General features: G+C 31.0%; 10 protein-coding genes. 3 read left to right on the top strand and 7 right to left on the bottom strand.

What is annotated here, in order from left to right; genetic code table 11:
- Positions 1-103: 103 nt before the first annotated feature.
- From addA to HMPREF2953_RS03230, 6 genes are all read right to left on the bottom strand, one after another.
- Positions 104-3769: a helicase-exonuclease AddAB subunit AddA gene (gene addA / locus HMPREF2953_RS03255; protein WP_070671756.1), complete on the bottom strand. Its 3666-nt coding sequence runs from the start codon at positions 3767-3769 to the stop codon at positions 104-106.
- Positions 3762-7250, bottom strand: a complete 3489-nt coding sequence (addB, locus tag HMPREF2953_RS03250; protein ID WP_070671754.1) for a helicase-exonuclease AddAB subunit AddB — start codon at positions 7248-7250, stop codon at positions 3762-3764. The genes addA and addB overlap by 8 nt, the downstream gene beginning before the upstream one ends.
- Before the next feature lie 127 nt (positions 7251-7377).
- Positions 7378-7944, bottom strand: a complete 567-nt coding sequence (gene lepB / locus HMPREF2953_RS03245; RefSeq protein ID WP_070671753.1) for a signal peptidase I — start codon at positions 7942-7944, stop codon at positions 7378-7380.
- A gap of 14 nt (positions 7945-7958) precedes the next feature.
- Positions 7959-8483 carry a signal peptidase I gene (gene lepB, locus HMPREF2953_RS03240; protein WP_002448253.1) on the bottom strand — a complete coding sequence of 175 codons (525 nt, stop codon included), beginning with the start codon at positions 8481-8483 and terminating at the stop codon, positions 7959-7961.
- 4 nt (positions 8484-8487) lie between these two features.
- Entirely contained in the window at positions 8488-9063 is a 576-nt protein-coding gene (locus HMPREF2953_RS03235; RefSeq protein ID WP_037555865.1) for a TVP38/TMEM64 family protein, read from the bottom strand.
- 367 nt (positions 9064-9430) lie between these two features.
- Positions 9431-10762: a glucose-6-phosphate isomerase gene (locus tag HMPREF2953_RS03230; RefSeq protein WP_002448167.1), complete on the bottom strand. Its 1332-nt coding sequence runs from the start codon at positions 10760-10762 to the stop codon at positions 9431-9433.
- A 328-nt stretch (positions 10763-11090) separates the two neighbouring features.
- Between HMPREF2953_RS03230 and HMPREF2953_RS03225 the strand changes: the two genes are divergently transcribed.
- The 3 genes from HMPREF2953_RS03225 (at position 11091) to HMPREF2953_RS03215 (ending at position 15150) form a co-directional block, all read left to right on the top strand.
- A complete protein-coding gene (locus HMPREF2953_RS03225) occupies positions 11091-12293 on the top strand; it encodes an argininosuccinate synthase (protein WP_002448038.1) in 1203 nt (400 codons plus the stop codon).
- Positions 12286-13665, top strand: a complete 1380-nt coding sequence (argH, locus tag HMPREF2953_RS03220) for an argininosuccinate lyase (RefSeq protein WP_070671751.1) — start codon at positions 12286-12288, stop codon at positions 13663-13665. The genes HMPREF2953_RS03225 and argH overlap by 8 nt, the downstream gene beginning before the upstream one ends.
- A gap of 492 nt (positions 13666-14157) precedes the next feature.
- The gene (locus tag HMPREF2953_RS03215; RefSeq protein ID WP_371090987.1) at positions 14158-15150 is read left to right on the top strand and encodes a glycerophosphodiester phosphodiesterase; all 993 of its coding nucleotides are present in this window, start codon (positions 14158-14160) and stop codon (positions 15148-15150) included.
- A gap of 76 nt (positions 15151-15226) precedes the next feature.
- Here HMPREF2953_RS03215 and HMPREF2953_RS03210 read toward each other — a convergent pair whose 3' ends face one another.
- Complete coding sequence (locus tag HMPREF2953_RS03210) at positions 15227-16471, bottom strand: Glu/Leu/Phe/Val family dehydrogenase (RefSeq protein WP_002448212.1); 1245 nt, start codon at positions 16469-16471, stop codon at positions 15227-15229.
- Positions 16472-16547 lie beyond the last annotated feature (76 nt).

Raw genomic sequence — 16547 nt, 5'->3', positions numbered from 1 at the left:
CTTATTTCATATTATAACTTTAATTATTAATAAATAACAAATAATATATGTCTGAAATTTTAGAAATTTGACGCATCTTTTCTAAATTAAAATAAGATTGATATTATAAACCATCTTCAATGCTCATTTCACCGAATTGGAAGAAATATAAATAGCCGTTCACTCTTTTATTTAGTATTGTTTCTAAGGTGTTTTTGTAATATTTCATTTGAATTTTATACTTATCACGTAATTGTATTCCAATTTCTTGATCCGTCAGCCCTCTTCTTCGATTAAAAGCGTCTGTTTTGTAATCTACAAAATAATATTGGTTATCTTTAATAAAAATCAAATCAATCATACCTTGGATAATGGAGACATCTTCATCTAAATCTGGTATTTCATCTACACGTGCTTGGTTAACTACAAACGGTAACTCTCTGTATACTTCATCAGCTTGTGCAATTTTCATATATAAGTCACTACGAATAAATTCCATAATTCTTTCAAATTGGATATCTTTTTTAGCGTCTTCTTCAATAATGTGTTGATCAATTAACATATGAATATAGTCATCTAACTCTGTTTCAGTTAATCGTTGTTCTCTAAATGGAAGATGCTGCATGACGGTATGCATCAATGTACCAATTTCATTAGCTTTACGTTTTCTTTCTTCTCTTAAGAATTTAGGACGTTCATAAGTATAAGCACCAATGCGATATTGTCTTACCCTATCGTAACTTGTTCCATCTTCTTTAGTTTCTAATTGACGTTTTAATTCAGATACAGATTGTTTTGATGGCTTTTGAGTATTTTTTATAAATGGATACTTAAACGTTAATTGATGAATCATTTGTTGTTCGTTTTCTTTATTATTCGGAGCTTCTTCTTCAATATCATTGATAGTTCGATGTAATGTCTCATTTGAATCACCTATTAAAGATAATTCATCGAAATGAATAATTTTCAAATCTACATATGGTTTCAAGCTGTCATCTAATTGATTGATAGATGTCTCAAATTGATAATCAGATGTGATAGATTGAGATAAGTGTTTCGCTAAAATACTATATACCAGATTAAAAGGTCGTTCTACTGATAATCTTTTATGAAGTGCAATGAGTTGATTTGAAATAGGCAAACGTTCATACTTTCTTAACTTTTCTTCTTTATCTACCGTTCCGATTAGAATGAGCTGTTCTTTTGCACGAGTTAATGCCACATACATTAAACGCATCTCTTCAGAAATCAATTCTTTTTCTGTTAATGATTTAACAACTACAGATGAAAGTGATGGATAAGAAATATTGTCTGTTAAATCATAGTACTCCATTCCTAAACCATATTTTTGATTTAATACTAAAGGTTTCCGAATATCTTCTTTATTAAAATTCTTAGAAAGACCAGAATAAATAACATATGGAAACTCTAAACCTTTACTACTATGAATTGTCATCATTCGAACTACATTATCATTAGGTCCTATCACATTTTCTTCACCAAAATCTTTTTTACGCTCTATCAATTCATCGATAAATCTTATAAATTGATAAAGTCCTCTAAACGTAGAATTTTCAAATTCTATTGCTTTATTAAACAATCCAAAAAGATTAGCGCGTCTGCCTTTACCACCAATCAGTCCACTAAAATATTGAATGACATAATGATCATTATAGAACTTATCAATTAACTGATACACAGGATGTGTTTGCCCATAATCTTGATATAAATGTATATCTTCAATAAAACGACGTAATTTATTAACTAATTGTGCGTTAGCTTGATCATATTTTATATAGTGTAAAATTGATTGATAAAAGTAATCATCGTTTGAACTGACTACTCGAATTTCAGCAAGTTCATCTTCAGTAAATTGATAAATAACAGAGCGCATTAACCCAACTAGATAAATATCTTGCAATGGGTTATCAATCGTTCTAAGAAACGATAGTACTAGTCGTACTTCCGTTTGTTCAAAATAACCTTCCTTACTATTAACATGGAACGGAATATTATTATCTTTAAATACTTTTTGCAAACGTCTAGCATTACTCATTCCACGTTCTAAAATAACAATATCTTTATAAGTTGCTTTACGATAGGCATTGTTTTTCGCATCATAAACGAGTTTATTGTCAAGGATATGCTTTACTTGTTCAACTACATAATATGCTTCTTGTTCTTGTCTATCTAAGTCTGTGTCCTCATTTTCAGATTTAATAAGCGCATGTAATTCGAGTGGCATTGCTTTTTCTGGATAATAATGAGCTCCGAAATATAAACGTGCATCGGCATCATAATTAATTTCTCCAACCGCTTCATCCATCATATGATCAAAAAGATAATTAGTCGTTGAAAGTACTTCCTTTCTTGAGCGGAAGTTATTAGATAAGTCAATTCGAAGTCCTGTTTGTTGCCCTTCTTTAGTGAATCGATGATATTTACTCATAAACAATGTAGGATCCGCTTGCCTAAACTTATAAATAGATTGCTTTACATCTCCCACCATAAATAAGTTGCCATCTAATTCATCACCACGTTTGATAGTAGATATAATTGCCTCTTGTACCTGATTGGTATCTTGATATTCATCAATAAGTATTTCTTCAAATTGATGACGATACTCTTTAGCGATAGTAGAAGGCGTCCCGTTTTCATCTGTTAATATTTGTAAGGCAAAATGTTCATAATCTGCAAAATCTAGTACATTTCTACTACGTTTTTTCTTAGCAAAATCATTAATGATATCTTTAATGATTTGAACTAAATATTTTATCCGAGGCGCTAACTGTTTCATATCGTCTTTAAGTTCATCTACTGAACGCATTAAATATTTATTTTTTACATTTTGAATGGTTTCATTATATTCTTTATAGAAAGATTTAATATCTTCAAGTGTCTCTAAATCTTCATTTTCTTTTTTTATTTTTGATGACATTTGTGGAAACTTTTCAGGTGTATGATTAAGAAGTGCATCTCTATTCAAAACACCGTCTTCTAATATTCTTTGGCATATCATTTTCTCTCTTTGGACAACTTCTAAATGTTTTTCAACAGCATTACAATGGGATAAAAGATTTTCTGCTTCAAGAAGTGAGTCAAATGCTGCTTTCATATATATTTCTGCTAGTATTTTTAATTCTTTAAGGTAGTCTTGTTGTTTCTCATCATTCTCGTAAGGATCGACTAATGAATCTAACCATTTAAATGGTGAAGGATTAGCTATACTAAAATAATAAAATCGTTTTAAAATTTCTCTAAATCTATCGTCATTTCTATCATTTGATAGTTGTTCGACTAAAGTCAAAAATTCAATATCAGGATCTTCATAATGATGTTCTAGTACTTCATCAATTGATTGCTCTAATAAAAGTACATTTTCAACTTCACTAATCGTTCTAAAATTAGGGTCTAGTTGGATAACATCATAATGTTGTTGAATCACTTTTAAACAAAAACTATGCAGTGTAGAAATTTGAGCCTGATGTATTTTTATACGTTGACTTTTTAAGTGTTCATTTTTAGGATCCTCTAATGAAGCTTGTTGAATACGTTGTTCTACACGATGTTTCATCTCTCTAGCACTTAAGTTCGTAAATGTCACTACAAGTAATTTATCAACATCTACTTCATCTTTTAAGATTTTTTGAATAATACGTTCAACTAGAACAGCTGTTTTTCCCGAGCCAGCAGCTGCTGCAACTAGTATATCTTGCCCTTTTGCATATATACTGTTCCATTGTGCATCCGTCCATTGTGCATCTTTAGGTTTTACTGGAATATTATTCATTGTCCTCACCGCTTTCTAATTCGACCTCTTGAATTGCTTGAATTGGATTAATCGATTCATCTACATGGCGATAATGTTTACTATCAATAAGACTATCTACGTGACATACTGACTGGAAACTACAAAATTCACATGGTAATTTGTCTTCAAATTTAAGTGGAGCTACTTCTGTGTGACCATCCATAATATTTGAAGCAGTCTCAATAAAATTATTTTTATTGTGTTGAATAAATTTATGAATCGTTGTTTCATCAGCAACTTGGCTTCCCCGTGCACTAATACCTCCATCTTTTTTTAATGTCACGGGTACAATATCTGATTTAGATATCTCGTTAAGTCTTATATCCATAGCATCTATAACTTCAGCATCACTATTGATTAATCCATTTAATTTATATTCTTTTAGAATAGCTTGATTAATATTTTCCTTATTCAATGCCTCTTCAGTTAAATCGCCCCATTTTTCAAATTTCAAACGTTCATCATGAATGTGGAAATATAACAATCCACCTGGTTTAACCTCTGAACTTAAACCAAGCCGCTCTGAATTTTGTAATACGATATCCATATACGTCATCATTTGCATCTGTTTACCATAATAAACTTTTTTCAAATTTAAATTGGCGCTATGATTAGATGATTTATAATCTATAATATTTACAAAACTTGTATTATTTTTTGTATAAGCATCGATACGATCAATTTGTCCACGAATATGAATCGGTATCCCTTGTGTCGTCATTAAGGGATGTGCAATCAACTCTTCTTCCGTTCTTGGTTTCTTTCTAAAAGCAGTTTCAAAACGTTTTGGTCTAAATTTTGTATTCTCATTTTGATAACGAAGTGCCTTTAACGTACTTTCAACAATGACACCTATACGTTTAGATACATAACGATAATATGCATTGGAATCCATTAAATTAAATTGCACTTGTGGTAAGACATGTTGTAGAGCTTCTTCAGTAAGTGCATGGATTTTCTGATTATCCAATTGACTAAATTCTCCATTTACTTTATCCGAAATATATTTTAAAGCATTATGAAAAATATTACCTAAATCAAAACTTTCAAGTTGATATTTGGTACGTTCATTTAGACGAAGGCCGTAAGTAGCATAATGTTGGAATGGGCAATCATTATAACCTTCAAATCGTGAAACACTAGCATTAATAGACGTTCCATATAATGCTTCTGACAATTGTGGTGTGAGTTGAATGGTTTCATTATCATATGTTAAAGCTGTTGATAAATAGTTTATACTGTCATTTAATTCTTCATTTTCACTTATAACTTTATAAGCATCAAGCCACGTATCTGCTACCGCTTCTTCTTCCAACCACGATTTCAATGCTTCAAATAAATGAATTTTAGTTTGATGTGGATGTTCCATTAATGTAAGAGGATAAGCATGATGAAGATAATGAATATTTTTGATATCCAAATTACTGAACAGTGCTTGAATCTGATTTAAAAATGGACTTTTCTCTTTTTCATCTCCTTGCATCCCCATAAGACTATATGAAAAAGTCATTTGTTCACATGCACGTGTCATAGCAATGTAGCATACAAATGCTTCATCCATTTGTAAGATATCAGAGGTTGGACTTAATTCAACACTTCCCCGTTCCTCTAACAAACGTTTTTCTTCATCAGTGATTAAGCTTGAAGATGACAAGGGCTGTGGCATCACTCCATCATTCATCCCAACCATATAAACGTGTTTTTTATTATCAACTTTTGCTAAATCCATAGTCCCTATGCTAACTTGATCCAATGTTTGAGGAATCATTACAAATTCAAGTTGCTCAAGTCCAATGTCAAATACTTCTAAGAATCGATTTAAACTCATTTCTTCTTCTTCAAATACTGTGACTAAATCATCTAATATTTGTATTAATCCATTCCATAATTGGTCAATTTCTTCTGCTTTCTCATGGTCTCCTTTTAAGTCTAGTTCATCACGGTGGGCCATTAAATATTTAGGCAAATCAAAAGCTTCCATTGTTTCATAAAATGCAGTTGCATAATCTCTAACATTTTTAGAGTGAAGCATGGCTTTCTCAAAACGAAGTATTTTATTTACAACATCATCCTTTAAGCGTACGACGTCTTCAAATGCTTCTTTTTCTTCTTCAGTTAATTGATGCGCTTTACGTCCCATTTTTGTAAAATTATCGATATTAAACAATTTATCATCTAACCATTTTTTACCGTAAATACCTCGTTCAATGACAAAGTTTTCTAATAGATCAATTAAGTAACTACTATTTTTAAATTGATTAGATAAAATATTGGTTTTAAATAGTCTCATCATTGGACTAAGTCCCATATTACTTTGGATAACTTCTAATAAAGAACGTATCATTTCCATTATAGGATGATGTGTCATCGATTTTTTAGTATCAATATTATAAGGAATATCATATTGTGGCAAAATAGATTCAAATAGATAGGCATATGTTTCATCTCTATATAAAATTGCAATATCTTGATATCTAAAGTGTTTATCACGTGTATCTTTAATAATACGTCGTGCTATTTCATTAACTTCTTCTCTCATATTCGATGACTCAAGTAAATCAATATAACCATGGGATTGAGTTGGATTAACTTGAAGTGCGTCAAATTGTTGTTCTAATTGTAATAAATCCTTATTTTTGAAACGATATGGTGTTGTAAAATAATGTTCATTTAAAGGTATATGTAATTCATTTGCAATTTCTTTTAAGTGAATAAGTACGTCAGAAGGTTTTCTAAACATACTAAAGTGATCTTCATTACCATCTGTAGTTAATAATATAGTAACTTGTTTAGCATTTTGTACTAATGCTTTAATAATTTGATATTCAAGCGTTGAAAAGTTATAAAATCCATCTATATAAATATCAGCATGCTTAATCCACTCAGATTTGTGCATTATTTCAATAAAATAATTAAGACTGTCTTCAGCGGTAATAAATTCTCCATTTAATCGTTCTTCAAAATAATGATAAATAAGCGAAATATCTTCTAGTTTATGTCGGGTTCTTGTTTGTAATTCATTATCTTCTAAAAATAAGTCAAGTTGATGAGGTGTTACAGAATATTTCTTAAAATCTTGGATTTGTTCACTTAATTTTTCACTAAAACCATAATAATCTGCTTGAGATTGATATAATTTCATTTCTGATTTGTGTTGTTGAACGATATTGAATATCATCATTTCAATAGCTGCTTTAGTTAAACGTGTTTCAGTTAATCCTCCGAGTTCTTGAAAGATTCTATAGCTCAAACGCTCAAAATGTAAAACTTCCGTTCTTAAACTCCCATTTAACTCTCGATCATTTACGAAAGATTGCTCCAATTGAAACGTACTTTGGGTAGGTGCAATTAAAATGATAGGATCTCCAAGAGGATTTTCTTTCATTTGTTGTTTAATATTTTTAATCATATGATACGATTTACCGGTACCAGCTCTTCCAAGATATGTATTTAATTCCATTATCTACACGCTCCTTTAAACTCATTTTACCACGGAACATACGTTCTTAAAAAGTAAAGTAGATAAAATAAAAGTAGAATGCGAATTCACCTGAATTGACATTCTACTTTTATTTTAAATTGATATCCTACTTAACTGGATTAAAATTAAATTTAAAATTATTTAATGGCCAAAATCTAAATGATACTTTACCGACGATTTGTTGTTTATCTATTAATCCAAACGCTCTACTATCTTTACTAACTTCACGGTTATCTCCTAATACTAAGTATTTATTTTTAGGAATAACGTTAGAGTTAGGATGAGCATTAAGAAGATCCTTAGTTTCAAAAGATCCTGTAATGTACTCTCCTTGTTTATGTTTTTCATTATAGTCTAAGTAAGGCTCATTTACCTTTTTCTCATTAATATATAGCTGATCTTTTTTATATGTCACACTATCTCCTGGTACGCCTATTACTCTTTTAACATAGTCATCAGATTGATTAGCATGGAAGACAATAACATTTCCTTTTTTTATGTTTCCTACCTTATAACCTAAAATGTTAACCATCACATGTTGCCCATCTTTTAATGTTGGATCCATTGAGTCACCTTTTATTGTATAGGATTTGGCAACAAAAGTGACTACAAGCCATACGAGCAATAAACCTACAGCTATCGCAACAATCCATTCTATTATTTCTTTTTTCAAATATAACACCTCATCTATTTATTAAACTCATAGTTGAATGATCTAAAAGGATAATATCTTAGACATACATTTCCTATAACATCACTTTTTTTAATTAATCCATATCTTCTCGAATCAGTTAATGTATTACTATGATCATTCAACACTAAAAATGAGTCAGGTGGAATAATATCCCCATCAGTATTTTCTAAATCTCGTAATGCGAAATCATTAATATCTCTATTTTTAGCATAATATTTATTCACTTGTCTATCATCTTTATATAATTTACCATGCCTTATTTCTATCGATTCGCCTGCTTTCCCAATAATACGGCTAAAATGAATTTGATTATGATGCCGATACATAATAATATCCCCTTCATTTAATAAATTAAATGTCACTTTCAATTTATTAATCATTATATAATCATTTTTATTTAGAGTGGGGGCCATTTCATTAGTATGAACAATTGCGCTTCTTAGTAAAAAAATTTGAATAAACATCACGAAAATAATTGCTAAAATAATGGATATACTTGTACTTATAATTCGACGCAAAATGTCACTCCTCATGTGTTCCCATAAAATGTTTTTCAACTCTTTTTCCAATAAACCATATGACTATAGTAACAATAATTAAAATAATTGCTCTTATAGGATGAGTTAAAAATGTAGTCACTTCTCTACCCATCACCGCTAAAAATGATATGGAAATAAGCTTTGAAAATAATAAAATAATAAAATAATTCTTCATTTTAATATGAGAAAAACTAGCTACAAAGTTCACTACTGTATTAGGTGTAAATGGAAAACACATTAATATAAAAATAGGAACAAGTCCTTGTTTATCTATAAAATGTGTGAGTTTTTTCACACCTTTTTTTGCTTTAACTCTTTGCATAAAAGATGTATCAACGAATTTCCTACAAAAATAAAATACAGTAAATGTTCCAGCGACGATCCCTAACCAACTAATAATAGTTCCTGTAATAAAACCATAAATATGAACATTTAAGATGACATAGAGAGTTAAAGGAAAAACAGGAATTATAGCTCTTAAATAGAGAATAATAAAACCTGCAAAGTATCCTAATTGTTGTAACACATTAAACCAATGTTCAATTTGATGAAACACTATATCATCAAATCCTTTCTTGAAATTTCATCATTCTCTATTGAGTATAAAATTATTTTACACTCTTTTCTTAAAAAAACTATTAATTCACTAAGAAATCAGTCACAAGTACTAGATAACAGATTTAACATTAGTCATATTAATCTTTTAAAAAAGAATGAGACTGAATTCACAACGAATTCAATCCTTTTCTCTTGACCCCATCTTACGTTAAACAAAAACTTCTTTTTATGAAAGTTTATATGCTAAAAAAGATTGATATAAGTATATATTCAATTGAGTCATTGACTGCCAATATATTAAAAATGCCTAAGACAGCTCATCGTGTCCTAGGCTTTAAATGATTATTTTATTTAAATTTATGTTGATATTATAAACGTTCTTCTAATTCTTTTTTCTTATCCTCATAACCTGGTTTACCAAGTAAAGCAAACATATTTTGTTTATAAGCTTCTACGCCAGGTTGGTTAAATGGATTAACACCTAATTGATAGCCACTCATCGCACAAGCTAATTCAAAGAAGTAAACGACATAACCGAATGTTTCTTCATCTAAACGTGGGATATTCACAACGATATTAGGAACGCCACCATCAGTATGAGCTAATAATGTACCTTCAAATGCTTTTGTATTAACTTCATCGATTGTTTTTCCAGCTAAATAATTTAAGCCATCTAAATCGTCATCATCTTTTTCAATTGTAATATCATGTTTAGGTTGATTTACTTTTACAACAGTTTCAAATAAGAAACGGCGTCCTTCTTGAACATACTGACCTAATGAATGTAAATCAGTAGTATAGTTTGCGCTTGAAGGATAAATACCTTTAAAGTCTTTACCTTCAGATTCACCGTATAACTGTTTCCACCATTCATTAAAGTACTGCATAGATGGTTCGTAGTTAATTAACATCTCAGTTGTATAACCTTTATTATAAAGAACATTTCGAATTGTTGCATATTGATATGCAATATTCTCTTCTAAATTTTCAGATGATAGTTCTTTACGAGCTTTATTTGCTCCATTCATAATTGCTTCAATATCAATACCTGCAGTTGCAATTGGTAATAATCCTACCGCAGTTAATACTGAATAACGACCACCTACATCATCAGGTACAACAAATGTTTCATAACTTTCATTATCTGCTAATTGTTTCAATGCACCTTTTGCTTTATCAGTTGTAGCAAAGATGCGTTTTTTTGCTTCGTCTTTACCATATTTTTCTTCAACTAATTGTTTAAACAATCTAAATGCTACAGCAGGCTCAGTCGTTGTTCCTGATTTAGAAATCACATTTACTGAAAAGTCTTTATCAGACAAGTAATTCACTAATTCTTGTGTATAACTTGAAGATAAGTGATTTCCTACAAATACAATTTCAGGATATTCTGTATTGTTACGGAAAGATGAAGTAAGCATTTCAATTGCAGCACGTGCACCTAAATATGAACCGCCAATTCCGATAACTACCAATACATCTGAATTCGATTGAATATGTTTCGCTGCTTTTTGAATTCTAGAAAACTCTTCTTTATCGTAATCTTCAGGTAAATTTACCCAACCTAAAAAGTCGCTTCCAGCACCCGTTCCTTCATGAATCGTTTTATGAATTGTTTTTACAATATCTTTTTGTTGATCAAGTTCATGTTGACCAAAAAATTCTAAGGTTTTGCCATAATCTAATTGAATATGAGTCATTTATAGATCCTCCAATGTTTATGAATTAGTTTCATTTTACTAACTTTAAGTTATCTATTCAATGAACAAGTTCAATTATTCAAAAAATAGTCTGTTTTTTTTTTTAGAATCATTGAATTACTTTACTTTGTAATGAATACACAATTGAAATAGCAATCAACTCTTTAGTTGTAGTAATATTCAATGAATATAGAAATAACAATAGATGATTAATAATATTCCAATTATCTTTATTTTGTATAAATATGTAAAAAAATGGTTTTATTTTCAAAAATAATCTGTTAGTATAGAATTATATTAATTTTCAGAAAAATTTTGAGGTGACAATATGAAAGATAAAATTGTTTTAGCTTATTCAGGTGGATTAGATACTAGTGTAGCTGTTAAATGGCTTATAGATAAAGGGTACGACGTAGTAGCAGTATGTTTAGATGTTGGCGAAGGTAAAGATTTAGATGTTGTTTATTCTAAAGCATTAGACATGGGCGCCGTCGAATGTCATATTATTGATGCAACTAAGGAATTTAGTGAAGATTACGTAAGTTATGCAATAAAAGGAAATTTAATGTATGAAAACAGTTATCCTTTAGTATCTGCGCTTTCAAGACCGTTAATAGCGAAGAAATTAGTAGAAATTGCTGAACAAACAAAGTCAATCGGTATTGCACATGGTTGTACTGGTAAAGGTAATGATCAAGTACGTTTTGAAGTAGCAATTAAAGCACTTAACCCTAATTTGAAAACATTTGCTCCTGTTAGAGAGTGGGGCTGGAGTCGTGAAGAAGAAATCGACTATGCAATCAAACATGGTATTCCTGTAAGTATTAATCATGATTCACCTTATTCAATCGATCAAAATTTATGGGGCCGTGCAAATGAATGTGGTATCTTAGAAGATCCCTATGCTGCTCCACCGAAAGATGCATATGATTTAACTGCTGAATTAGAGGATACACCAGATACACCAGATGAAATTATCTTATCATTTAAAAATGGTGTTCCTGTTCAACTTAACCATAAAGACTATGATTTAGATCAGCTAATTCTAACATTAAATGATTTAGCTGGTAAACATGGTATCGGACGTATCGATCACGTAGAGAATCGTTTAGTTGGTATAAAATCACGTGAAGTATATGAAACGCCAGGTGCTGAAGTTATATTAAAAGCTCATAAATCTTTAGAAACATTAACATTAACTAAAGATGTGGCGCATTTTAAACCAGTCATTGAAAAACAATTTGCTGAACAAACATATAATGGTTTATGGTTCTCACCTTTAACAGACAGTCTAAAGCAATTCATCGATAGCACTCAACACTATGTTGAAGGAGATGTTAGAGTTAAATTATTTAAAGGTAATGCTATTGTTAATGGTAGAAAATCGCCTTATACACTTTATGATGAAAAGTTAGCAACTTATACTAAAGAAGATGCTTTTGATCAATCAGCTGCAGTCGGCTTTATTGATATTTATGGACTGCCAACACAAGTAAATGCTTATTTACATGGAGGTTATAGTAATGAGTAATAAAGCATGGGGAGGTCGTTTTCAACAACAACCTGAAGAGTGGGTAGATGCGTTTAATGCTTCTATTGACTTTGACCAAACGCTTTTAGATGAGGATATTCAAGGTAGTATTGCACATGCAACAATGCTTGCACACCAAAACATTATTTCTGAAGAAGAAAAAAATGCTATCGTAAAAGGTTTGAAAGATATACAGGCAGATTTTCATAACCATAATATTGAATTTAAACATGCTTTAGAAGATATACATTTAAATATTGAACATGAACTGATACAACGCATTGGAGATCCAGGTGGCAAGTTACACACAGGTCGTAGCAGAAATGATCAAGTAGCAACAGACTTACATCTATATGTAAAAAAACAGGTCATTGAGATTCAAGCACTTATTCGTTCATTCCAAGAGTCTATTTTAACTCTAGCAAAATCTCACGTAGAAACGATTATGCCAGGTTATACGCACTTACAACGTGCTCAACCTATTTCTTTCGCTCATCACATCATGACATATTTTTGGATGTTGGAAAGAGACTATACACGTTTTGCAGATAGTTTAAAACGTATTGATATATCTCCTCTTGGCGCTGCAGCATTGAGTGGCACTACACATCCTATCGATAGACATGAAACTCAAGAATTACTTGGTTTTGAATATATTTATGAAAATAGTCTTGATGCAGTGAGTGATCGTGATTACATTATTGAAACATTGCATAATATATCATTAACAATGACTCACCTATCACGTTTTGCGGAAGAAATCATTTTTTGGTCTACGGATGAAGCGAAATTTATTACACTATCTGATGCATTTTCTACTGGTTCATCTATTATGCCTCAAAAGAAAAATCCAGATATGGCTGAACTCATTCGTGGTAAAGTTGGACGTACGACAGGACATTTAATGAGTATGCTTGTCACATTGAAAGGCTTGCCTCTTGCATATAATAAAGACTTACAAGAGGATAAAGAAGGTTTATTTGATTCAGTTCGTACGATGAAAGGTTCTTTACGTATTTTTGAGGGCATGCTTAATACGTTAACGGTTAATACAAATCGTTTAAATGAAACTGTACATCAAGATTTTTCTAATGCAACAGAACTTGCAGATTATTTAGTAGCCAAGAATGTACCGTTTAGAACAGCACATGAAATTGTAGGAAAAATTGTCTTTGAATGTATTCAACAAGGCATCTATTTATTAGATGTACCATTTGAACGTTATCAAGAATTAAATGATAAAATCGAAGAAGATGTATATGATTACTTAAAACCAGAAAATTGTTTAAATAGAAGAAAAAGTTATGGTTCTACAGGCCAAGATGCTGTGCGTCATCAATTGAACGTTGCAGAAAATATTTTAAAACAATAATGAATACTATTATTAAATGACTATGAATCGAATAAATAAAGATTCTAATAAAGCATCTACTTGAGGATTAACTCTAAATCGCTTAATCGTTTTATAAGAAGGGGTTTGATTTTGTGAAGATCACATCATTTGTGAGAATAAGTACTGAAGTTTCCTTTCGTAGAGTCAGTTAAGTCATGTTAGAATTTTTATACATAAGGTACTTCGTTAATTTAGTTTAGTGTTGTTTATTAAATTATACGAAAGTACCTTATTTTTTTAAATATTTCACTGTAAAATTACATATACATACAAAGTAATTGGGCGAGACTCATTTTTAGTTAAATTTAATTTAATTATTTTAACTTTCTCTATATTTATTGTTAATAAATTAATAGTTTTGCTAAAATTTTGAAAAAATTATTCTAAAAATTTCTTCTCTTTGCTAAAGTTTTAATGTATTTTTAAATTGAATTGAGAGAATGAGTTTTTTTGAAGGTTTCTAAAAAAGCAATGATATCTAGTTTAGCAATAGCCACTATCGGTTTAGTAACATTATATAATCCAGTAGAAGCAAATAATAATCATAACAACCATAGCAATGCTTCTAATTCTGCTGCAGCACATCAACAGTTTAATCAATCACAAAATAAATATACGTCAGTAGCGATTAGTAAACATCGTAATCAAGATCATTCGAATTGGATGACCAACTTAACTAGCGAACGTTTTACGACTATCGCTCATAGAGGTGCAAGTGGCTATGTGCCGGAACATACGTTTCATGCATATGATAAAAGTCATAATGAGTTAGGGGCGTCGTATATTGAATTAGACTTACAACGTACGAAAGATGGACAACTTGTAGCAATGCATGACGAAACCGTTGATCGTACAACAAACGGTACAGGTCGTGTCGAAGACTATACACTCGCACAACTTAAACAACTAGATGCTGGGTCATGGTTTAACAATGCTCACCCTGAATATGCGAAACCAGAATATAAAAATGCTAAAGTCCCTACTCTAGATGAAATTTTATCTCGATACGGTACAAAGGCTAATTATTATATTGAAACTAAAAATCCTAATGTATATCCAGGTATGGAAGAACAACTACTTGAAACGTTAAAAAAACATCACATGTTAACTGGTAACTCTTTAAATCATGGACATATATTAATTCAATCTTTCTCAGAAGAAAGTTTACAAAAAATGCACCAATTAGATTCAAGCGTACCATTGATTCAATTACTTGATAAAAATGAATTGCAACAACAAAGTGAAGCGGATTTAAAACATATTCGCTCATATGCTATAGGTGTCGGCCCAGATTATACTAGTTTAAACGCTGAAAACACTAAGCATTTAAAAGATTTAGGTTTCCTAATTCATCCTTATACAGTAGATAAAACTACAGATATGCAACGTTTAAACCAATATGGTGTTGACGGTCTATTTACAAATTTTGCTGATAAATATAAAGCTACCATTCCAAACGAGTAATTTTATTAATTAAAAACCTCTCAATGACGAGTAATATATTTCTCATCATTGAGAGGTTCATTTTTAATAGTTATATTTACGCCCATCCACGATAACGTGCTGCTTCAGCGGTCCGTTTAATTCCTACGATATAAGCTGCCAATCTCATATCAATTTTTCTATTTTGTGCTAATTCATAAATAGTATCAAAAGCCTCGATTAATTTTTCCCGTAATTTTTCATTTACTTCATCTTCTGACCAGTAATAACCTTGGTTATTTTGTACCCATTCAAAATAAGATACTGTCACGCCACCTGCACTTGCTAATACATCTGGTACAAGTAAAATATCACGTTCAGTTAAAATACGTGTAGCTTCTGGAGTAGTTGGTCCATTTGCCGCTTCCACAACAATATCAGCTTTAATATCGTGTGCATTATCTTCTGTGATTTGATTTGAAATTGCAGCCGGTACTAAAATATCACAATCAAGTTCGAATAATTCTTTATTTGAAATTGTATCTTCAAATAAGTTAGTTACAGTACCAAAGCTATCACGACGATCTAGTAAGTAATCGATATCTAAGCCATTAGGATCATGTAATGCACCATACGCGTCTGAAATTCCAACTACTTTAGCGCCCATATCATTTAAAAATTTAGCTAAGAAACTTCCAGCGTTCCCAAAGCCTTGAATCACAATACGTGACCCTTTAATTTCTTTTCCTCTACGCTTAGCAGCTTGTTCAATAGCAATCACTACGCCAAGAGCAGTAGAACGATCACGTCCTTGTGAGCCACCTAAGACAATTGGCTTACCAGTAATAAAACCTGGAGAATTAAACTTATCTAAAGCACTATATTCATCCATCATCCAAGCCATAATTTGAGAATTTGTAAACACATCTGGAGCAGGAATATCTTTAGTTGGTCCTACAAATTGAGAAATCGCACGTACATATCCTCGTGATAAACGTTCTACTTCATGAATACTCATTTGACGTGGATCACATACAATACCACCTTTACCTCCACCATAAGGTAAGTTGACAATGCCACATTTTAAGGTCATCCACATTGATAAAGCTTTGACTTCTTCTTCATCTACATCAGGATGGAAACGAACGCCACCTTTAGTAGGTCCTACAGCGTCATTATGTTGTGCACGATATCCAGTAAATGTTTTAACTGTACCATCGTCCATACGTACTGGAATACGTACTTGCAAGAATCTTAATGGTTCTTTAATTAAATCATACATACCATCATCAAATCCCAATTTATGCAATGCTTCTTTAATGATGCTTTGTGTAGAAGTCACTAAATTATTATTCTCAGTCATAATCACTTTCGCCTCTTTTTTTCACAAATGTTTTCGCTTTCATAAGTATTGTAACACGCCTATACTTTTTAAAGAA

It is taken from the genome of Staphylococcus sp. HMSC072E01, from assembly GCF_001814125.1.
Taxonomy (GTDB): domain Bacteria; phylum Bacillota; class Bacilli; order Staphylococcales; family Staphylococcaceae; genus Staphylococcus; species Staphylococcus hominis.
The sequence above is the reverse complement of the archived record's forward strand: the minus strand, read 5'-3'. Positions and strand labels throughout refer to the sequence as shown.

Excerpts from the sequence above, each read along its gene's own strand:
- addA (WP_070671756.1), bottom strand. The coding sequence starts at position 3,769 with ATGAATAATATTCCAGTAAAACCTAAAGATGCACAATGGACGGATGCA.
- addB (WP_070671754.1), bottom strand. The coding sequence starts at position 7,250 with ATGGAATTAAATACATATCTTGGAAGAGCTGGTACCGGTAAATCGTAT.
- HMPREF2953_RS03230 (WP_002448167.1), bottom strand. The coding sequence starts at position 10,762 with ATGACTCATATTCAATTAGATTATGGCAAAACCTTAGAATTTTTTGGT.
- HMPREF2953_RS03225 (WP_002448038.1), top strand. The coding sequence starts at position 11,091 with ATGAAAGATAAAATTGTTTTAGCTTATTCAGGTGGATTAGATACTAGT.
- argH (WP_070671751.1), top strand. The coding sequence starts at position 12,286 with ATGAGTAATAAAGCATGGGGAGGTCGTTTTCAACAACAACCTGAAGAG.
- HMPREF2953_RS03215 (WP_371090987.1), top strand. The coding sequence starts at position 14,158 with ATGATATCTAGTTTAGCAATAGCCACTATCGGTTTAGTAACATTATAT.
- HMPREF2953_RS03210 (WP_002448212.1), bottom strand. The coding sequence starts at position 16,471 with ATGACTGAGAATAATAATTTAGTGACTTCTACACAAAGCATCATTAAA.